General features: G+C 70.5%; 18 protein-coding genes. 14 read left to right on the top strand and 4 right to left on the bottom strand.

Annotated elements, in window-relative coordinates:
• The 5 genes from HMPREF0591_RS24385 to HMPREF0591_RS24405 form a co-directional block, all read left to right on the top strand.
• A partial coding sequence (locus HMPREF0591_RS24385; protein ID WP_040623846.1) for an AAA family ATPase occupies positions 1–1,070 on the top strand: 1,070 nt, incomplete at its 5' end.
• A gap of 160 nt (positions 1,071–1,230) precedes the next feature.
• Entirely contained in the window at positions 1,231–2,535 is a 1,305-nt protein-coding gene (ftsY, locus tag HMPREF0591_RS24390; protein ID WP_007171370.1) for a signal recognition particle-docking protein FtsY, read from the top strand.
• A 157-nt stretch (positions 2,536–2,692) separates the two neighbouring features.
• On the top strand, positions 2,693–4,123 hold the full coding sequence (locus HMPREF0591_RS24395) for an ammonium transporter (protein ID WP_040623848.1): 1,431 nt from the start codon (positions 2,693–2,695) through the stop codon (positions 4,121–4,123).
• On the top strand, positions 4,120–4,458 hold the full coding sequence (gene glnB / locus HMPREF0591_RS24400) for a nitrogen regulatory protein P-II (RefSeq protein ID WP_007171372.1): 339 nt from the start codon (positions 4,120–4,122) through the stop codon (positions 4,456–4,458). The genes HMPREF0591_RS24395 and glnB overlap by 4 nt, the downstream gene beginning before the upstream one ends.
• Positions 4,459–4,504: 46 nt before the next feature.
• Entirely contained in the window at positions 4,505–6,970 is a 2,466-nt protein-coding gene (locus HMPREF0591_RS24405) for a [protein-PII] uridylyltransferase (protein WP_083212267.1), read from the top strand.
• Positions 6,971–6,976: 6 nt separating this feature from the next.
• Here the strand turns inward: HMPREF0591_RS24405 and HMPREF0591_RS24410 are convergent, their stop codons facing one another.
• The gene (locus HMPREF0591_RS24410; protein WP_007171374.1) at positions 6,977–8,710 is read right to left on the bottom strand and encodes a DEAD/DEAH box helicase; all 1,734 of its coding nucleotides are present in this window, start codon (positions 8,708–8,710) and stop codon (positions 6,977–6,979) included.
• A 101-nt stretch (positions 8,711–8,811) separates the two neighbouring features.
• Positions 8,812–9,606 carry an alpha/beta hydrolase gene (locus tag HMPREF0591_RS24415; protein ID WP_007171375.1) on the bottom strand — a complete coding sequence of 265 codons (795 nt, stop codon included), beginning with the start codon at positions 9,604–9,606 and terminating at the stop codon, positions 8,812–8,814.
• A gap of 169 nt (positions 9,607–9,775) precedes the next feature.
• On the opposite strand from HMPREF0591_RS24415, the gene ffh reads away from it, so the two are divergent.
• From ffh to HMPREF0591_RS24435, 4 genes are all read left to right on the top strand, one after another.
• Positions 9,776–11,344 carry a signal recognition particle protein gene (gene ffh / locus HMPREF0591_RS24420; RefSeq protein WP_007171376.1) on the top strand — a complete coding sequence of 523 codons (1,569 nt, stop codon included), beginning with the start codon at positions 9,776–9,778 and terminating at the stop codon, positions 11,342–11,344.
• A 90-nt stretch (positions 11,345–11,434) separates the two neighbouring features.
• Positions 11,435–12,514, top strand: coding sequence for a metal-dependent hydrolase family protein (locus HMPREF0591_RS24425; RefSeq protein WP_085981721.1), 1,080 nt, complete (start codon positions 11,435–11,437; stop codon positions 12,512–12,514).
• 59 nt (positions 12,515–12,573) lie between these two features.
• Entirely contained in the window at positions 12,574–14,403 is a 1,830-nt protein-coding gene (locus tag HMPREF0591_RS24430; protein ID WP_007171378.1) for an N-acyl-D-amino-acid deacylase family protein, read from the top strand.
• Between the two features lies 1 nt (position 14,404).
• The gene (locus tag HMPREF0591_RS24435) at positions 14,405–15,007 is read left to right on the top strand and encodes a TetR/AcrR family transcriptional regulator (RefSeq protein WP_007171379.1); all 603 of its coding nucleotides are present in this window, start codon (positions 14,405–14,407) and stop codon (positions 15,005–15,007) included.
• On the opposite strand, the gene HMPREF0591_RS24440 is transcribed toward HMPREF0591_RS24435, so the two are convergent.
• Entirely contained in the window at positions 15,002–15,886 is an 885-nt protein-coding gene (locus tag HMPREF0591_RS24440) for a D-alanyl-D-alanine carboxypeptidase family protein (RefSeq protein WP_007171380.1), read from the bottom strand. The two genes, HMPREF0591_RS24435 and HMPREF0591_RS24440, sit on opposite strands and share 6 nt — an antisense overlap.
• Positions 15,887–15,945: 59 nt before the next feature.
• On the opposite strand from HMPREF0591_RS24440, the gene HMPREF0591_RS24445 reads away from it, so the two are divergent.
• The 5 genes from HMPREF0591_RS24445 (at position 15,946) to trmD (ending at position 18,679) form a co-directional block, all read left to right on the top strand.
• A complete protein-coding gene (locus HMPREF0591_RS24445) occupies positions 15,946–16,365 on the top strand; it encodes a nuclear transport factor 2 family protein (protein ID WP_007171381.1) in 420 nt (139 codons plus the stop codon).
• Between the two features lie 305 nt (positions 16,366–16,670).
• Complete coding sequence (gene rpsP, locus HMPREF0591_RS24450; protein ID WP_007171382.1) at positions 16,671–17,189, top strand: 30S ribosomal protein S16; 519 nt, start codon at positions 16,671–16,673, stop codon at positions 17,187–17,189.
• 7 nt (positions 17,190–17,196) lie between these two features.
• Entirely contained in the window at positions 17,197–17,439 is a 243-nt protein-coding gene (locus HMPREF0591_RS24455) for an RNA-binding protein (RefSeq protein WP_003878715.1), read from the top strand.
• 17 nt (positions 17,440–17,456) lie between these two features.
• Positions 17,457–17,978 (top strand): ribosome maturation factor RimM, encoded by a 522-nt coding sequence (gene rimM, locus HMPREF0591_RS24460; RefSeq protein ID WP_007171383.1) that lies wholly within the window; start codon positions 17,457–17,459, stop codon positions 17,976–17,978.
• Entirely contained in the window at positions 17,975–18,679 is a 705-nt protein-coding gene (gene trmD, locus HMPREF0591_RS24465) for a tRNA (guanosine(37)-N1)-methyltransferase TrmD (protein ID WP_007171384.1), read from the top strand. The genes rimM and trmD overlap by 4 nt, the downstream gene beginning before the upstream one ends.
• Here the strand turns inward: trmD and HMPREF0591_RS24470 are convergent.
• On the bottom strand, positions 18,676–19,644 hold the full coding sequence (locus HMPREF0591_RS24470) for a serine hydrolase (protein ID WP_007171385.1): 969 nt from the start codon (positions 19,642–19,644) through the stop codon (positions 18,676–18,678). The genes trmD and HMPREF0591_RS24470 overlap by 4 nt on opposite strands.
• Between the last annotated feature and the right edge of the window lie 84 nt (positions 19,645–19,728).

A 19,728-nucleotide genomic window follows, 5' to 3' on the forward strand; every position in this document is an offset into this window, starting at 1 on the left:
CGGTGGCCGACGCCGGGCGGTTGCTGGCGCAGCGGTTGGACGGGGTGGTCGCGGCGGCGTCGAAGATCCGCGACGCGCTGACGGCCGAACGCCAGCAACGTGCGACGGCGATGGCGGCCGTGCGCGACGAGGTGAACGCGCTCAGCGCCCGGGTGGCCACCCTCACCGACTCGCTGCACCGCGACGAGGTGGCCAACGCGCAGGCGGCGATGCGCATCGAGCAGCTCGAGCAGATGGTGCTCGAGCAGTTCGGGATGGCGCCGTCGGACCTGATCGCCGAATACGGGCCGGACGTGGCGCTGCCGCCCACCGAGCTCGAGATGGCCGAGTTCGAGCAGGCGCGCGAGCGCGGCGAGCAGGTCGTCGCGCCCGCGCCGATGCCGTACGACCGGGCCACCCAGGAGCGGCGGGCCAAACGCGCCGAGCGGGAGCTCGCCGAGCTGGGCCGGGTCAACCCGCTGGCGCTCGAGGAGTTCGCCGCGCTGGAGGAGCGCTACAACTTCCTGTCCACTCAACTCGAGGACGTCAAGGCGGCCCGCAAGGACCTGCTCGACGTCGTCGCCGACGTCGACGCCCGCATCCTGCAGGTGTTCAGCGACGCCTTCGTCGACGTGGAACGCGAATTCCGGGAGGTCTTCACCGTGCTGTTCCCGGGCGGCGAGGGCCGGCTGCGGCTGACCGACCCCGACGACATGCTCACCACCGGCATCGAGGTGGAGGCGCGCCCGCCCGGCAAGAAGATCACCCGGCTGTCGCTGCTGTCCGGCGGCGAGAAGGCGCTGACCGCGGTGGCGATGCTGGTGGCCATCTTCCGCGCCCGGCCGTCGCCGTTCTACATCATGGACGAGGTGGAGGCCGCGCTCGACGACACCAACCTGCGCCGCCTGATCAGCCTGTTCGAGCTGCTGCGGGCCCGCTCGCAGCTGATCATCATCACCCACCAGAAGCCGACGATGGAGGTCGCCGACGCGCTGTACGGCGTGACGATGCAGGGCGACGGCATCACCGCGGTGATCTCGCAGCGGATGCGCGGGCAGCAGGTGGAGCAGCTGGTCTCCAGCTCCTCCTAGGCGCCCGACAACGGTCGGGAATGCTCGAGGGTGAAGTGACGGCGTTCAGCGTGAACTGACGACGGGATTTCGGCGATCCTTCCGCCCGGGAATCACACTCGGCGCCCAGGACGCACACCCGATGCCCCCCGAGCGTCGGACCGCTTGAAACAATGTCAGCGTGTCGCAAGGTCTTTGGATCGCCATCGCGGTCGTCGCTGTCCTGCTTCTCGTCGCGGCGCTGGTCCTGGGCCTGGTGCGGTACCGCCGCCGGCGGATCAGCTTCACCGCCAAGCCGGAGCCCGGCGCGATCGACCGGTCGGGTGGCTACACCGCGTCGGCCGGGATCACCTTCAGCCAGAGCGCGCCGGCCGATCGGCTCGACACGACCGGCCTGCCCGCCGTCGGCGACGACGCCACGATTCCGCGCGACGCGCCGCGGCGCACCATCTCCGAGGTCGAGCTCCCCGAACCGGAAACTCTTGCCCCGCCCCCGGCCGCCCCGCCGGCCCCCGAGGCGCCGGTGGCCCCGCCCGCCCCCGCGGCCCCCGAGATCGAGCCCATCGCGCCACCCGAGGGGCGCCTGGAGCGACTCCGCGGGCGGCTGGCCCGCTCGCAGAACGCGATCGGGCGCAGCGTGCTGGGCCTGATCGGCGGCGGGGACCTCGACGAAGACGCCTGGCAGGACGTCGAGGACACCCTGCTGGTCGCCGACCTCGGCCCGGTGGTCACCGAGTCGGTGATGTCGCAGCTGCGCGGCCGCCTGGCCGGCGGCGCCGTGCGCACCGAGGCCGACGCGAAGGCCATCCTGCGCGACGTGCTGATCCGGGAGTTGCACCCCGACATGGATCGCTCCATCCGCGCCCTGCCGCACGACGATCACCCGTCGGTGCTGCTGGTGGTCGGCGTGAACGGCACGGGAAAGACGACCACCGTCGGCAAGCTGGCGCGAGTGTTGGTGGCCGACGGGCGTCGCGTCGTGCTCGGCGCCGCCGACACCTTCCGCGCCGCCGCGGCCGACCAGCTGCAGACGTGGGCGTCGCGGGTGGGCGCGGAAGTGGTGCGCGGGGCCGAAGGCGCCGATCCCGCATCGGTCGCCTTCGACGCCGTCGACAAGGGCATCGCGTCGGGTGCCGACGTGGTGCTCATCGACACCGCCGGCCGGCTGCACACCAAGGTCGGGCTGATGGACGAGCTCGACAAGGTCAAGCGCGTGGTAACACGGCGCGCAGCCGTTGACGAGGTGCTGCTGGTGCTCGATGCCACCATCGGGCAGAACGGGCTGGCCCAGGCGCGGGTGTTCGCCGAGGTCGTCGAGATCACCGGCGCCGTGCTGACCAAGTTGGACGGTACGGCCAAGGGCGGCATCGTATTCCGCGTCCAACAGGAACTCGGGGTGCCCGTGAAACTGGTCGGGCTCGGGGAAGGTCCCGACGACCTGGCGCCGTTCGAGCCGGCTGCCTTCGTCGACGCCCTGCTGGGCTGAAAGCCTTACGCGCCGCGCGCGACGTTAATCCGCGCGAAACACGCTTGCTCCACTGCGGAAACAACCATTGCGCATGGTTCTGGATCAGGTCATCAGGCATGTGTCTGACGGCCAGTACAGGGCCGACCGGAGGTGATAGCGAGTGAGTTTCCCGATAATGGGCCAGCCCGATACCGGCGACACCGCCTGGATGTTGGCGAGTTCCGCGCTGGTGCTGCTGATGACGCCGGGGCTGGCGTTTTTCTACGGCGGCATGGTGCGCGCCAGAAGCGTGCTCAACATGATCATGATGAGCATCAGCGCGATGGGCGTGGTCACCGTGTTGTGGGTGCTCTACGGCTATTCGATGGCCTTCGGCGACGACAAAGGCAACGTCGCCGGTGACCCGGCCGAATTCTGGGGCCTGAAGGGCCTCATCGGTGGGAACGCGGTGAAGGCCGATCCGAGCGCCGGCACCGCCGCCACCGACATCCCGCTCGTCGGCGGCATGCCGGCGACGGTGTTCGTGGCGTTCCAGTTGATGTTCGCGATCATCACGGTGGCGCTGATCTCGGGTGCGGTGTCCGACCGGTTGAAGTTCAGCGCGTGGCTGGTGTTCGCCGGGCTGTGGGCGACGCTGGTCTACTTCCCGATCGCGCACTGGGTCTTCGCTTTCGACGGTTCCGTCGCCGAGCACGGCGGCTGGATCGCCAACAAGCTGCACGCGATCGACTTCGCCGGTGGCACCGCGGTGCACATCAACGCCGGTGTGGCGGGGCTGGCGTTGGCGATCGTCCTGGGCAGGCGCAGAGGCTGGCCCACGACGCTGTTCCGCCCGCACAACTTGCCGTTCGTGATGCTCGGCGCGGGCCTGCTGTGGTTCGGCTGGTACGGCTTCAACGCCGGTTCGGCCACCAGCTCGAACGGTTCGGCCGGGACGACGTTCGTGACCACCACGATCGCGACGGCCGCGGCCATGCTGGCCTGGCTGGCCACCGAGCGCATCCGCGACGGCAAGGCCACCACGCTGGGAGCGGCGTCGGGCATCGTCGCCGGGCTGGTGGCCATCACCCCGTCGTGCTCGTCGGTCAACGTGTTGGGCGCCCTGGTCGTCGGGGCGGTGGCCGGGGTGGTGTGCGCGCTCGCGGTCGGGCTCAAGTTCAAGCTCGGCTTTGACGACTCGCTCGACGTGGTCGGTGTGCACCTGGTCGGCGGTCTGGCGGGCACGCTGCTGGTCGGCCTGCTCGCCGCGCCGGAGTCGCCGGCGATCAACGGCGTGGCCGGGGTGTCCAAGGGATTGTTCTACGGCGGCGGCTGGGCCCAGCTGGAACGGCAGGCCGTCGGCGCCTTCGCCGTGCTGTTCTATTCGGGCATCGTCACGCTGATCTTGGCCCTGATCCTCAAGTACACCATCGGTCTGCGTGTCGGCGTCGAGGAGGAATCAACCGGCATCGACGAGTCCGAGCACGCGGAGAGCGGTTACGATTTCGGAACGATCGGTGGGCAAGGATCCGTTCTCGCTCCGGCGGCGGCGCGGATTCCCGTGGATGACCGCAACGGCCTGGAGGGAGATCGAGTGGGCGACAAAGTGGAGGCAGAGCAGGCATGAAGCTAGTCACCGCAATCGTGAAGCCGTTCACCCTCGACGACGTGAAGACCAGCCTCGAGGACGCGGGTGTCCTGGGGATGACGGTCAGCGAGATCCAAGGGTACGGGCGGCAGAAGGGCCACACCGAGGTTTACCGGGGTGCGGAGTACTCGGTGGATTTCGTGCCGAAGGTGCGGATCGAGGTCGTGGTCGACGATTCCGTCGTGGACAAGGTCGTGGACAGCATCGTCCGCGCGGCGCGCACCGGCAAGATCGGTGACGGCAAGGTCTGGGTCACCCCCGTGGAAACCATTGTGCGGGTGCGCACCGGTGAACGCGGAACCGATGCCCTCTGACCGCTAGCCGCACATTGCTGAACCGGGCCGGACGGGCCGGGAGGGGATGACAAACCCACCCGACCCGTCCGGGTCATTTGCAGCGGGAGCGGGAAGCGCAGGCGGGGCAACCGATTTGGCCGCCGCCCGGCGCCAGCTGCTGGCCGACGGGGGTCATCTCGGCGCGGCGGAGTTGCGAAAAGCCTGGCTGGAGCTGCACGAATCCTGGTTGGTCGCCAAGGCCGGCGAGATCGGCGTCACCGACGGCAGCGGCTTCGCGGTCGTGGGAGTCGGCGGCCTGGGCCGCCGCGAGTTGCTGCCGTACTCCGATCTCGACCTGATGCTGTTGCACGACAACAAGTCCGACGACGTACTGCAGCGCACCGCCGACGGGCTCTGGTATCCGTTGTGGGACGCTAACGTCCGGCTCGACCACAGCGTGCGCACGGTGTCCGGCGCGCTGGGCGTCGCCAACAGCGACTTGGTGGCCGCGCTGGGCATGCTGGACGCACGCCACATCGCCGGCGACGAGCGGCTGTCGGCCGAACTGATCGACGGGGCGCGCCGGCAGTGGCGCAGCGCGATCCGGTCCCGCATGGACGAACTCGTCGCGATGACATACGAACGCTGGCAACGGTGTTGGCGGATCGCGCAGCGGGCCGAGCCGGACCTGAAGTCGGGGCGCGGCGGCCTGCGCGACGTCCAACTGCTTGACGCGCTGGGCCTCGCGCAGCTCATCGACCGCCGCGGCATGGGCCATCCGGACGCCCCCGGGGGATCGCTGGACGCCGCGTACCTGACGCTGCTGGATGTCCGCACCGAACTGCACCGGGTCTCCAAACGCGGGCTGGATCAACTGCTGGCGCAGTTCGCCGACGACGTCAGCGCCGCGTTGGGCGTCGGCGACCGATTTGCCCTGTCCCGCGTGCTGTCCAGCGTCAGCCGCACCATCGCCTACCACGCCGAGACCGGGCTGCGGACCGCGCAGAACGCGCTGCCCCGGCGCGGCCTTTCCGCCCTGGTGCGGCGCCCGAGGCGGCGACCGCTGGACGAGGGCGTCGTCGAGTACGACGGCGAGGTGGTGCTCGCCCGCGACGCCCGGCCCCAGACCGACCCGGGCTTGGTGCTGCGCGTCGCCGCCGCCTCGGCGAACACCGGCCTGCCCATCGGTGCCGGCACGCTCAAACGGCTGGCCGACAGCGCCCCCGACCTGCCGTCGCCGTGGCCGCGGGAGGCGCTGGACGACCTGCTGGTCGTGCTGCTGGCCGGGCCCACCGCGGTGAACACGATCGAATCGCTGGACCGCACCGGGCTGTGGGGCCGGCTGTTCCCGGAATGGGACGCGGTGCGCGACCTTCCGCCACGCGACGTCTCGCACAAGTGGACCGTCGACCGTCACATCGTCGAAACCGCCGTCAACGCCGCCCCGCTCACCACGCGCGTGGCGCGCTCCGACCTGCTCGCGCTCGGTGCGCTGCTGCACGACATCGGCAAGGGGCGCGGCACGGACCATTGCGTGCTGGGCGCGGAATTGACGGTCCCGATCGGCGACCGGCTCGGGCTGTCGGCCCAGGACACCGAGACGCTCGCGGGCATGGTCCGCCACCACCTGCTGCTACCGATAACGGCCACCCGCAGTGACCTCAACGACCCCAAGACCATCGAGTCGGTGGCCGACGCCCTGCACGGCGACGCGCAATTGCTCGAACTGCTGCACGCGCTCGCCGAGGCGGACTCGAAGGCCACCGGGCCCGGGGTCTGGAGCGACTGGAAGGCTTCCCTGATCGAGGACCTGGTCCGCCGGTGCCGGCTGGTGATGGCCGGCGAGCCGCTTCCGGAAGCGGAACCCATTGCCCCGCATTATCTTTCGTTGGCGGCCGACCGCGGGGTCTATGTGGAGATCAAGCCCGGTGACCGCGAGCGGTTGACGGCGGTGATGCTCGCGCCGGACCAGCGGGGGCTGGTGTCGAAGGCCGCGGCGGTGCTGGCCTTGAACTCGTTGCGCATCCATTCGGCGTTGGCCAACATTCACGAGGGCGTCGCCATCGTCGAGTTCGTCGTGTCGCCGGTGTTCGGCTCGCCGCCCGAATCGGGCTTGCTGCGCCAACAATTCAACGGCGCGCTCGCCGGCGACCTCGACATCCTCGGGACGCTGGAGCGGCGCGACAGCGACGCCGTGAGCGCCGCGACGGCGCGGGCCGGCGAGATTCAGGCCGGGGTGCCCGTCACCCGGTCGACCGCCCCGCCGCGCATCCTGTGGCTGGACCCCGCGACCGCCGGGCAGCTGATCTTCGAAGTCCGCGCCATGGACCGCCTTGGCCTGCTCGCCCTGCTGACCAGCGCGCTCGAACGCGCGGACGCGGACATCGCCTGGGCCAAGGTCAACACGTTCGGCTCGACGGCGGCCGACGTGTTCTGCGTGACGGTCCCGCCCGGCACCGAGCCCGACGCGCGGGCCGCGATCGAGCAGAGCCTGCTGGCCGTGCTGGGCGGCCCCGCGGTCGAGGTGCTCGAGGAGCCCGTCGGCGACTAGCGGTCCTCAGGAGTGTTCGGCGTTGAGCCGCCGCAGCGCCTCGATGCGGGCCTGGATCTGCTCGCGGCTCGCGGCGGCGATCGGCGGGCCCCCGCACCGGCGGCGAAGCTCGCTGTGGATCCAGCCGTGCGGCTTGCCGGTGCGGTGGTGGGTGGCCGACACCAGCGAGTTGAGCTCGCGGCGCAGCTCGCGCAGCTGGCCGTGCATCGACGGCGGCGCGGAGACCGCGGCCGGCACCGCCTGGGCGGCCCGCCGCTGGAGCTGCTCGTCCTGGCGGCGGTGCAGCAGCGCGCGCATCTGCTCGGCGTCGAGCAGGCCGGGGATGCCGAGGTAGTCGGCCTCCTCGTCGCTGCCGGCCGGGGCGGCGGTGCCGAACGACGACCCGTCGAAGATGACCTGATCCAGCTCCGCGTCGGCGCCCAGCGCCGTGAACCCCGTGTCGGTGTCGGCCTTCTCGGTCTGTGTCCTGACGGCGGGATCACCGTCCAGCGGGTCCTCGGCCGGGCGGTGCGGCTCCCCGAGCACGTGATTGCGCTGGGCCTCCAGCTCGCTGGCGAGCTGCAGCAGGTTGGGCACCGACGGCAGGAAGACGCTCGCCGTCTCACCCGGCCGGCGCGACCGCACGAACCGGCCGATCGCCTGGGCGAAGAACAGTGGGGTGGAGGCGCTGGTGGCGTAGATGCCGACCGCCAGCCGGGGCACGTCGACGCCCTCGGAGACCATCCGCACCGCGACCAGCCACCGGCTGGTGCCGGCGGCGAATTCGCTGATGCGCGCGGACGATCCGGGATCGTCGGACAGCACCACCGTGGGCGCCTCGCCGGTCAGCCTGGTCAGCAGGGTGGCGTAGGCGCGGGCCGCGGTGCGGTCGGAGGCGATGATCATGCCGCCGGCGTCGGGCACATGCGCGCGCTTCTGGCGCAGCCGCTCGTCGGCGGCCGCGATCACCGCGGGCATCCATTCGCCGGCGGGGTCGAGCGCCGTCCGCCAGGCCCGCGCCGTCTGCTCGGCGGTCAGCGGTTCACCCAGCCGGGCGGCGTGTTCCTCGCCGGCGCTGTCCCGCCAGCGCGCCTCCCCGGAGTAGGCCAGGAACACCACCGGGCGGACCACGCCGTCGGCGAGGGCCTCGGCATAGCCATAGGTGTGGTCGGCCTGCGAGCGGCGTACCCCGTCGGCGCCCGCCTCGTAGGCCACGAACGGGATGGGGCTGTCGTCGCTGCGGAACGGGGTGCCCGTCAGGGCGAGCCGGCGCGTGGCGTCGCCGAAGGCCTCGCGGATGGCGTCACCCCACGTCTTGGCGTCACCGCCGTGATGGATCTCGTCGAACACCACCAGCGTCTTGCGCTGCTCGGTGCGCACCCGGTGCAGCGTCGGATGCGCGGCCACCTGCGCGTAGGTGACCATCACGCCGTGGTACTCGCCCGACGTGTGGGCATTGGAGTTGGAGAACCTCGGGTCCAGCGCGATGCCGTGCCGCGCGGCTGCCAGCGCCCACTGCACCTTGAGATGCTCGGTGGGCACCACGACCGTGATCTGCTCGACGGCGCGCTGGCTCAGCAGCTCGGCCGCCACCCGCAGGGCGAACGTCGTCTTCCCGGATCCCGGGGTCGCGACGGCCAGGAAATCGCGCGGCTGGCCGGCGAGGTATTTCACCAGCGCCCGGCGCTGCCAGCCCCGCAGCGCCCGGCCGCCGCCGTCGTCGACGGAGGCCTCCGTGCGATCGACCGGTTGCACGGACATTTCCCCCCGTAGTGCAGTTTTCGACGCGGACAGCTCGGTTAAGTGGCGGACGTGAAATGTAGCACGCCAACGCTTTTCGGCGCAGTAACGACTCGAACGGGTTACCCCGCCCGGCTTGCCGGGTCGCGGGCCGAAAGCCAGTCGTGAATGCGTTCGGCGACGTCGGGCCAGCCCGGCTCCAGCATCATGTTGTGGCCCATCGCGAAGAATTCCGGTTCGGTCCGGTAGGCGCGCGCCGTGGCACGCACGTCGCCGACGCTGACGAAACCGTCGTACTCGGCGCCCAGGACCAGGATCGGCGTGGTGACTCGCCGGGTCCTGACGCGGCGGACCATCGGATCGGTCATGGCGGCGCGGACGCTTTCGGCCCCGGCGCGTTGCCTACAGGATTCGACGATGGCCTCGGGCGTGTCGGCGCAGAACAGGTACTCGCGGGCCAGCGCCGGGGTGGCGAGGAACTTCAGCAGCGTGGGGTCGTTCCACGCTTCCATGGTCATCGACGGCCGGCGGCGCCACACGCGCACGGCCAACCTGAGCACACCCTGCGGCGGCACGGATCCCACCAGCACCGCCGCCGCGGCGCTCCGCTCTTCGAGGTAGCGCTGGATGACGAAGCCGCCGAGCGAATGGCCGATCAGCACCGGCGCGCCGCCGAGTGCGTCGGCCACCGAGCGGACGTCGTCGATGTAGTCGGCGATGGACACCTTGTGCAGCGGCTTGGCCGTCGGGCTGCGGCCGTGTCCGCGCAGGCTCACGGCGACCGCGCGGTAGCCGGCGTCGGCGAAGAAGTCCAGGAAGTGCTCCCAGCACCACGCGCCGTGCCAGCCGCCGTGCACGAAGAGCAGCGGCACCGGGTGCTCCCGGCTGCAGGACCCCCGGTCGATCACCTCGAGCATGGGACCATTCAATAGCGCGTTCGCCCGCGCCGGGCCGAAATTATGGGACCGCCCGCTCGCCAGACATAAACCATTGCGACCCGGCTCGGCGTGTCGTCGCAGCCAGTTATGTGTCGTGGCCGCCGGCGCCCGGGGCGTGCCGGACCGGCACAACCACTAGGCTGGCGGGGTGTTTGAATCGCTGTCCGACCGGCTGACCGGTGCCCTTCAGGGACTACGCGGCAAGGGTCGACTGACCGACGCCGACATCGAGGCCACCACCCGCGAGATCCGGCTGGCGCTGCTGGAAGCCGACGTGTCGTTGCCCGTGGTGCGCGCGTTCGTCACCCGCATCAAGGACCGCGCCAAAGGCGCCGAGGTGTCCGGCGCGCTCAACCCGGCGCAACAGGTCGTCAAGATCGTCAACGAGGAACTCATCGGCATCCTGGGCGGCGAGACGCGCCAGCTGGCCTTCGCCAAGACGCCGCCGACCGTGGTGATGCTCGCCGGTCTGCAGGGTTCCGGTAAGACGTCGCTGGCCGGCAAGCTGGCCGCCTGGCTGCGCGGCCAGGGGCACACCCCGCTGCTGGTGGCGTGCGACCTGCAGCGGCCGGCCGCCGTGAACCAGCTGCAAGTGGTCGGCGAGCGCGCCGGCGTGCCGGTGTTCGCCCCCCATCCCGGCGAGTCCCCCGAATCGGGGCCGGGCGACCCGGTCGCGGTGGCCGCGGCGGGTCTCGCCGAAGCCCGGGCCAAGCACCACGACGTCGTGATCGTCGACACCGCCGGGCGCCTGGGCATCGACGACGAGTTGATGGCGCAGGCCGCGGCCATCCGCGACGCGGTCGATCCCGACGAAGTCCTGTTCGTGCTGGACGCGATGATCGGCCAGGACGCGGTGACCACCGCCGAGGCGTTCCGCGAGGGCGTCGGCTTCACCGGGGTGGTGCTGACCAAGCTGGACGGCGACGCCCGCGGTGGCGCCGCGCTGTCGGTCCGCGAGGTCACCGGCGTCCCAATCCTTTTCGCGTCCACCGGCGAGAAGCTGGAGGACTTCGACGTCTTCCACCCCGACCGGATGGCCAGCCGCATCCTGGGCATGGGCGACGTGCTCAGCCTGATCGAACAGGCCGAGCAGGTCTTCGACGCCGAGCAGGCCGAGGCCGCCGCCGCCAAGATCGGCACCGGCGAGCTGACGCTGGAAGACTTCCTGGAGCAGATGCTCGCCATCCGCAGGATGGGCCCGATCGGCAACCTGCTGGGCATGCTGCCCGGCGCGGGGCAGATGAAGGACGCGCTGGCCCAGGTCGACGACAGGCAACTCGACCGCCTGCAGGCGATCATCCGCGGCATGACGCCGCAGGAGCGGGCCGACCCGAAGATCATCAACGCCTCCCGGCGGCTGCGCATCGCCAACGGGTCCGGCGTCACGGTGTCCGAAGTCAACCAGCTGGTCGACCGCTTCTTCGAGGCCCGCAAGATGATGTCGTCGATGCTCGGCGGCATGGGCATCCCCGGCATGGGCCGCAAGTCGGCGACGCGAAAGGCCAAGGGCGCCAAGGGTAAGAAGGGGAAGAAGGGCGGGCGGGGACCGACACCGCCGAAGGCCAGGAACCCGCTCATGCAGGGCATGCCGGGCATGCCGGCGGGCTTCCCCGACCTGTCGCACATGCCCGAAGGGCTCAACGAGCTGCCGCCCGGGCTGGCCGACTTCGACCTGTCCAAGCTCAAGTTCCCCGGCAACCCGGGCAAGAAGTCGTGACGATCGCGAGCGCGGCGGTGGGGGGACCACCCGCTTGCGGGGGACCGGGCGACGCGGGTCGTCACCATCGGAATTAGCCGCGCTGTGCGCATGCACGTGCGAGGTGTCGGGCTGCCCGACGAGACCCGCACCGAGTTGTGGATCGTCGACGGGCGCATCAGCACCGAACCGGTCACGGGGGCCGACACCGTCTTTGACGGCGGCTGGATCCTGCCCGGCCTGGTGGACGCACACTGTCACGTCGGCCTCGGTGATCACGGGGAGATCCCGCTCGACGACGCGATCGCCCAGGCCGAAATCGAACGCGACGTCGGCGCGCTGCTGTTGCGCGACTGCGGCTCACCCACCGACACCCGCAGCCTCGACGACCGCGACGACCTGCCGCGCATCATCCGCGCCGGAAAACACCTCGCCCGGCCCAAACGCTATGCGGCGGGCTTTTCGCGGGAGCTGGAAGACGAGTGGCAACTGCCCGAGGCGGTGGCCGAGGAGGCACAGCGCGGGGACGGCTGGATCAAGCTCGTCGGCGACTGGATCGACCGTTCGGTCGGCGACCTGGCACCGCTGTGGTCAGACGACGTGCTCAAGGCCGCCATCGAGACGGCGCACGCCCACGGCGCCCGCGTCACGGCCCACGTCTTCAGTGAGGACGCACTGCCCGGCCTGATCAACGCCGGCATCGACTGCATCGAACACGGCACCGGGCTCACCGACGAGAACATCGCGCTGATGGTCGAGCACGGGACCGTCCTGGTGCCCACGTTGGTCAACATCGTCGAGAATTTTCCCGGCATCGCCGACGCCGCCGGGGCGAAGTATCCGGTCTACGCCGCCCACATGCGTGACTTGCACGCGCGCGGACTGCCGCGGATCGCCGCGGCCCGCGACGCGGGCGTGCCGATCTACGCCGGAAGCGACGCGGGCACCATGGTCGCTCCCGGCCGGATCGCCGACGAGGTCGACGCGCTCCAGCGCATCGGGATGAGCGCGACCGACGCGCTGGGCGCGGCGTGCTGGGACGCGCGCCGCTGGCTGGGCCGGCCCGGGCTCGATCACGGCGCGTCCGCCGATCTGCTGTGCTACTCGGACGACCCGCGGTCGGGCCGGGCCGCGCTGCGCCGTCCGGACCTGGTGATATTGCGCGGCAAGGTGTTCCGGCCGGCGGCATAACTCGACGTTGGACGGGCCGACACGCGCACCTCCAGAAAGATTGCGAGTGCTTGCTATCTATGTTACGTTGCGTGTCACCCGACCACCTGGAGGCAAAAGTGGCGTACGACGTGATCATCCGCGACGGGCTGTGGTTCGACGGCACCGGTAGCGCGCCGCGAACCCGCACGCTGGGCATCCGCGACGGCGTGGTTGCCACGGTGTCGGACGCGCCGCTGGACGAGACGGGTTGCCCGGAGGTGATCGACGCGGCGGGCAGGTGGGTCGTGCCCGGGTTCATCGACGTGCACACCCACTACGACGCCGAGGTGCTGCTGGATCCTGGTCTGCGCGAGTCCGTGCGGCACGGTGTCACCACCGTCCTGCTGGGGAACTGCTCGTTGTCGACGGTGTACGCCGGTTCCGAAGACGCCGCCGACCTCTTCAGCCGGGTCGAGGCGGTGCCGCGCGAATACGTCTACGGGGCCCTGCAAAACAAGACCTGGTCCAACCCGGCGGAATACGTCAAGGCGATCGACGCCCTGCCGCTCGGCCCGAATATCGGCTCGCTGCTCGGTCATTCGGATCTGCGGGCCGCGGTGCTGGGGCTCGACCGGGCCACCGACGCCGCCGTCTCGCCCACCGACGCCGAGCTGGATCGGATGGCGGAGCTGCTCGACGAGGCGCTCGAAGCCGGGTTGCTCGGCATGTCGGGAATGGACGCGGCCATCGACAAGCTCGACGGTGAACGCTTCCGGTCGCGGGCGCTGCCGTCCACCTTCGCCAGCTGGCGCGAGCGGCGCAGGCTGATCAAGGTGCTGCGCAAACGCGGCCGCATCCTGCAGAGCGCGCCCGACGTGGCGAAGCCGTCGACCGGGATGCTGTTCTTCCTGGCCAGCAGCCGGATACTCAACTGGGGCAAGGGTGTTCGCATGAGCATGCTGGTGTCCGCCGACGCCAAGTCGATGCCGCTGTCGGTCTACGTCTTCGGCCCCGGGACCCGCCTGCTGAACAAGCTCCTTGGCTCTTCCGTGCGATTCCAGCACCTCCCGGTGCCGTTCGAGTTGTACTCCGACGGGATCGACCTGCCCGTCTTCGAGGAGTTCGGCGCCGGAACGGCGGCCCTGCACTTGCGGGACCAGTTGCAGCGCAACGAGTTACTGGCCGACAAGGAATACCGGCGGAAGTTCCGCCGCGAGTTCGACCGCATCAAACTCGGACCGTCGTTGTGGCACCGCGACTTCCACGACGCCGTCATCGTGGAATGTCCCGACGAGTCGTTGATAGGCAAGAGCTTCGGGGCCATCGCCGACGAGCGCAAGCTGCACCCGCTCGACGCATTCCTGGACGTGCTCGTCGAAAACGGCGAGCGCAATGTCCGCTGGACGACCGTCGTCGCCAACCATCGCCCCAAACTGCTCGACGCGCTCGCCAACGAAGGCAGCGTGCACATGGGCTTCTCGGACGCCGGCGCGCACCTGCGCAACATGGCCTTCTACAACTTTCCGGTGAAGCTGCTCAAGCGCGTCCGGGACGCCCAGCGTGCCGGCGCGCCGTTCATGTCCACCGAGCGGGCGGTGCACCGCCTGACGGGCGAGCTGGGGGAGTGGTTCGGCGTCGACGCCGGCACCCTGCGCCAGGGCGACCGCGCGGACTTCGTGGTGATCGACCCGGCCGGCCTCAACGACACCGTCGAGGGCTACTACGAGGAGGAAGTGCCCTTCTACGGCGGCCTGCGGCGCATGGTCAACCGCAACGACGACGCGGTCGTCGCGACCGGTGTGGGCGGCGCCGTCGTCTTCCGCGCGGGCCAGTTCCGCGACGGCTACGGCCGGACCGTGAAATCGGGCCGCTACCTGCGGGCAGGGGAGCGGCACCGGGGCCGCAGCGGCCTGAAAATCGGAGCCTGACGTGGCCAGGACCCAGCAGCAGCGCCGGGAAGAGACCGTGGGGCGGCTCCTGGACGCCTGCATCGACACCATCATCGAGGTCGGATACGCCCGGGCGTCGGCTGCCGTGATCACCAAGCGCGCGGGCGTGTCCGTGGGCGCCCTGTTCCGGCACTTCGAGACGATGGGCGATTTCATGGCGGCGACCGCGTCCGAGGTGCTGCGTCGTCAGCTCGAGACCTTCACCAAGCGGGTCGCCGAAATACCGCCCGATCGGCCGGCGCTGGAGGCCGCCCTGGGCATCCTCCGCGACCTCACCGCCGCCCCGAGCAACGCCGTGCTCTACGAGCTGCTGGTCGCCGCGCGCACCGACGAAAAGCTCAGGGCCACTTTGCAACATGAGCTGCGGCAGTACTCCACCAAGATCCACGAGGCCGCGCGCACGCTGCCCGGCGCCGAGAGCTTCCCCGAGGAGACGTTCCCGGTCCTGGTTGCGGTGCTGACCAATGTGTTCGACGGGGCCGCGGTGGTGGAGGGGGTGCTGCCGCAGCCGCAGATCGCCGAGCAACGGATACCGATGCTGATGACGCTGCTGTCCGCGGCGGCGCCGGACGCGGGTCTATAGCGAGCCGATGCTGGACTGCGGGTTGAGCGCGAAGCCCCAGTCGAACAGCGTCGCCGCCTGGTCCCAGTAGCTCGGCCCGCCGGCCTTCACCAGGCCGTACATCATCGCGATGACCAGCCGCCGGCCACCGCGCGCGGCCGCGCCGACGAAGGTCTTGCGGGCGGCGTCGGTGAACCCGGTCTTGCCGCCGATCGCGCCCGGATAGCGCTGCAACAGCTCGTCCTGGTTGGTGATCAGCTGATCCCCGTGATCGCCGGGGAACATCGCGGACGGCTCGGCGGTGATGTGGGCGAAGACCGGGTTGGCCATCGCGGCGCGGAAGATGACGGCCAGGTCGTGCGCCGTCGAGGACCCGGATCCGCCGGGTCCGTCCAGGCCGGACGGCGTCGCGGCGTGGGTGCTCGTCGCGCCCAGCGACGCGGCCTTGGCGTTCATCTTGGCGACCGTCGCCTCGGGGCCGCCGAGCATGTGCGCCAGCGTGTTGGCGGCGTCGTTGCCCGAGACCAGCAACAGGCCGTCGAGCAGTTGGCGCGCGGTGTAGAGGCGGCCGGGTTTGACGCCGACGCAGTTGCACTCGACCTGCGTGTCGGCGGCGTCGGCGACCACGGTGGAGTCCAGGCTCACCTGGTCCAGCGTCACCAGCGCGAGCAGCACCTTGATGGTGCTGGCCGGCGGGTGGGCCACGTTCTGGTCGCGGCCGGCCAGCACCTGACCGCTGTCCAGGTCGGCGACGATCCAGGTCTGGGCCGGGCCGTCGGGGATCGGCACCGAGCCGACCGGCTGCATGCTGTCGGCCCGGGACGCGGGGGCGGTGGCGCCGCACACGCCGACCGTGAGCAGGGCCGCGACGCCGACCCTGAGGGCCATGACCTTGCGCATGAGCCGAAAGTCTAACTTCCGGGCCTTTTCGGCGCCGATCTTCGTCTACTGTCCGATGCATGTTGAGCCTGGCCGAGATTTCCGACCGTTTAGAGATCCAGCAGCTTCTGGTGGACTACTCGACCGCCATCGACCAGCGCCGATTCGACGACCTCGACAAGGTGTTCACGGCCGATGCGTACATCGACTACACCGCGCTCGGCGGCATCGAGGGCCACTATCCGGAGGTCAAGAAATGGCTGTCGGAGGTGTTGCCGAACTTCCCGGTGTACGCGCACATGCTGGGCAACTTCTCGGTCCGCATCGACGGGGACAAGGCCTCCTCGCGGGTGATCTGCTTCAACCCGATGGTGCTCGGCGGCGAGAAGGGGCAGGTGTTGTTCTGCGGCCTCTGGTACGACGACGAGTTCGTCCGTACGCCCGAGGGCTGGCGGATGACCCGCCGGGCCGAGTCCAAGGTCTTCCAGAAAGTCATGTAGCCGGCCCGGGTGCCGCCGAGATTGCCGCCAGGGCTGCTTGGCACGCCCCGTCCACGACCTTGGCGGCAATCTCGGCGCGCCCACCGGCCGCGGGCTCGATGGCGGCGACCCGCGGCGCCCGGCTTCGCCGCGCTTGCGATCGCCGCGATTTCTGGCGCGGCCCCCCGTTCTGGCACAATGGGCGGCTGTCCGCCGAGCGATTACGCATCGCTTCGTGGTCATACACGCGAGGCAAAACCGGATCCGGGCATCCCGCCCCGATCGCCGAATTGCAGCGTGACACATACAGGAGAGTTCGCTTAACCATGGCTGTGAAGATCAAGCTCACCCGGCTCGGCAAAATCCGCAATCCCCAGTACCGCATCGCCGTCGCCGACGCACGCACGCGGCGCGACGGTCGCTCCATCGAGGTCATCGGCCGCTACCACCCCAAGGAAGACCCGAGCCTCATCGAGATCAACTCCGAGCGCGCCCAGTATTGGCTGTCCGTGGGCGCCCAGCCCACCGAGCCCGTCCTCAAGCTGCTGAAGATCACCGGTGACTGGCAGAAGTTCAAGGGCCTGCCGGGCGCCGAGGGCTCCCTGAAGGTGGCCCCGCCGAAGCCGAGCAAGCTCGAGCTGTTCAACGCGGCGCTGGCCGAGGCCGAGGGCGGCCCGACCACCGAGGCCGCGAAGCCGAAGAAGAAGGCCCCGGCCAAGAAGGCCGCGAAGGCCGCCGAGCCGGAGGCCGCCGCCGAGGCACCCGCGGAGACCGCCCCCGAGGCCGCCCCGGCGGAGGCCACAGCCGAGGGCGGCGAGCAGGCCGCGCCGGGCGCCGAGAGCTGACCCGGCGATGAGCACGGTCGTCGTTGACGCGGTGGAGCACCTGGTCCGCGGGATTGTCGACAACCCCGACGATGTCCGGGTTGACATGGTGACCAGCCGTCGCGGCCGAACTGTCGAGGTCCACGTCCATCCCGACGACCTGGGCAAGGTGATCGGTCGCGGCGGGCGCACCGCGACCGCCTTGCGCACGCTCGTCGCCGGCATCGGTGGCCGCGGTATCCGCGTCGACGTGGTGGACACCGACCAGTAGCCGCTGATGGAACTCCGTTGGAGTTGACCGTCGGGCGCGTCGCGAAGGCGCACGGGATCGGCGGCGAGGTCGTCGTCGAGATCCGCACCGACGACCCCGGCGCCCGGTTCGCGCCCGGTAACACGCTGCGCGGCAGGGCCTCCCGTGGCGGCGGGGAGCGCGACTTCGTCGTCGAGAGCGCGCGCGAACACGGTGGCCGGCTGCTGTTGCGGTTGGCCGGGGTGACCGACCGGGACTCCGCCGACGCGCTGCGCGGCACCGTGTTCGTCGTCGATTCCGACGACCTGCCCCCCATCGACGAGCCGGACACCTACTATGACCACCAGCTCGAAGGGCTGCACGTGCGGACCGTCGCGGGCCACGACGTCGGCGTCGTCGCCGAGGTATTGCACACCGCCGCAGGCGAATTGCTCGCGGTGCGCCGCGGCGACGGCGGGGAGGCGCTGGTGCCGTTCGTCGGCGCGATCGTCACGTCGGTGTCACTGGACGACCGCGTCGTGGAGATCGACCCGCCCGAGGGGCTGCTGGACCTGGCATGAGGATCGACGTCGTCACCATCTTCCCGGCGTTCCTGGACCCGCTGCGGCAATCGTTGCCGGGCAAGGCGATTGAGTCGGGCCTGGTCGACCTGCGGGTGCACGATCTGCGTCGGTGGACGCACGACGTGCATCGCTCGGTCGACGACGCGCCCTACGGCGGCGGTCCCGGGATGGTGATGAAGGCGCCGGTCTGGGGCGAAGCGCTGGACGAAATCTGCTCGGAACAAACCGTTTTGGTCGTCCCCACGCCCGCCGGTCGGTTGTTCACCCAGGCCGACGCCCAGCGGTGGAGCGCCGAGCGGCACCTGGTGTTCGCGTGCGGTCGTTACGAGGGCATCGACCAGCGGGTCGCCGAGGATGCCGCCCGGCGGATGCGGGTCGAGGAGGTCTCGATCGGCGACTATGTGCTGCCCGGTGGTGAGTCCGCGGCGCTGGTGATGATCGAGGCCGTGGTGCGCCTGCTCGAGGGCGTGCTCGGCAACCCGGCGTCGCACCGGGAGGATTCCCACTCGCCGGCGCTGGACCGGCTGCTGGAGGGGCCCAGCTACACGCGGCCGCCGACCTGGCGCGGGCTCGACGTTCCCGAGGTCCTGTTATCCGGCGACCACGCGCGCGTCGCCGCCTGGCGCCGGGAGGTGTCGCTGCGGCGCACCCGCGATCGCCGGCCCGAATTGCTGGACGCGCCCGAGCGCCCGGACTAGAGCCCGCGCCGCAGCGGGTCGACCCTGCCCTCGGGAAAGATCGTCTTGACCGCCCGGGTGATGGTGTCGCGGGCGGTGGCGTCGTCGGAGGTCTGCAGCGACTGCACCACCATGATGTAGCGGCGGTCCGCGCCGATCACGCCGGTCGACAGGTGCATCCAGTCGCTGCCGATGCAACACATCCAGCCCTGCTTGACGGCCACCGGTTCGGCGTAGAGCCCCTCCGGGATGCCGAAGCGCTGCGGGTAGCCGTCGAGCCCGTTCGGGGTGGACTGGGCGAGGTCGTCGACGATCACCTTCGCCTTGTCGGCCGGCAGCCCGCCCGTCCCGTCGAGGAGCATGTCGTAGTAGCGGACCAGGTCGGTCATCGAGCTCATGGTGTTCCACCAGCGGCCGTCGCTGGGCGGGGTGGTCGACGTGAGCCCGTAGCGGGCCGCGACCGCGCTGATGATCGCGTTCTCGCCGTCCTGCGCCCAGAACCTCTCGGCCGCGCCGTCGTCGGACGACTGCAACATGACGTCCAACGCCTGGCGGTCGTCGGCCGTCAGCACCGCCCTGCCCTCGGATTCGTGCAGCAGCAGGTCGTCGGCGATGAAGAGCTTGGCCACCGATGCCGTGCCGATGACCTGGCTACTGCCGGTGGTCACCAGCTGATGGGTCTTGCGGTCGAGGATCGCCACCGACAGCGCGGCGCCGCCGGCCGCGGCCTCGTCGGTCGCCTGCTGCACCCGCGCCTGCAGGCCCACGGGCCCCGCGCGCATGGGCCGGGGTTCGGACTGCGTCGGCTTGGTCGCCTCGAGCATCAGGTCGGCCAGCTGCGGGGGCGGCTGGCGCAGGTCGCGGTCGGGCGTGACGTAGACCGGGAAGTTGTATGCCTTGGCCTGGACCTTCGCCTCGCACCCGGCGGCCACCACCAACGCCACCGCCGCGGTGGCGGTGAGCAAGAACAGCGGCCGAACGCGCATTCCTCTCCTCCGACGTTGCTCCGACGCACCGGGGTGCACAGGCGCGGGCCCCGCCGCGCCACCTGCCCGGGCATCACGCAAGGT

The organism is Mycobacterium parascrofulaceum ATCC BAA-614 (genome assembly GCF_000164135.1).
Classification (GTDB): domain Bacteria; phylum Actinomycetota; class Actinomycetes; order Mycobacteriales; family Mycobacteriaceae; genus Mycobacterium; species Mycobacterium parascrofulaceum.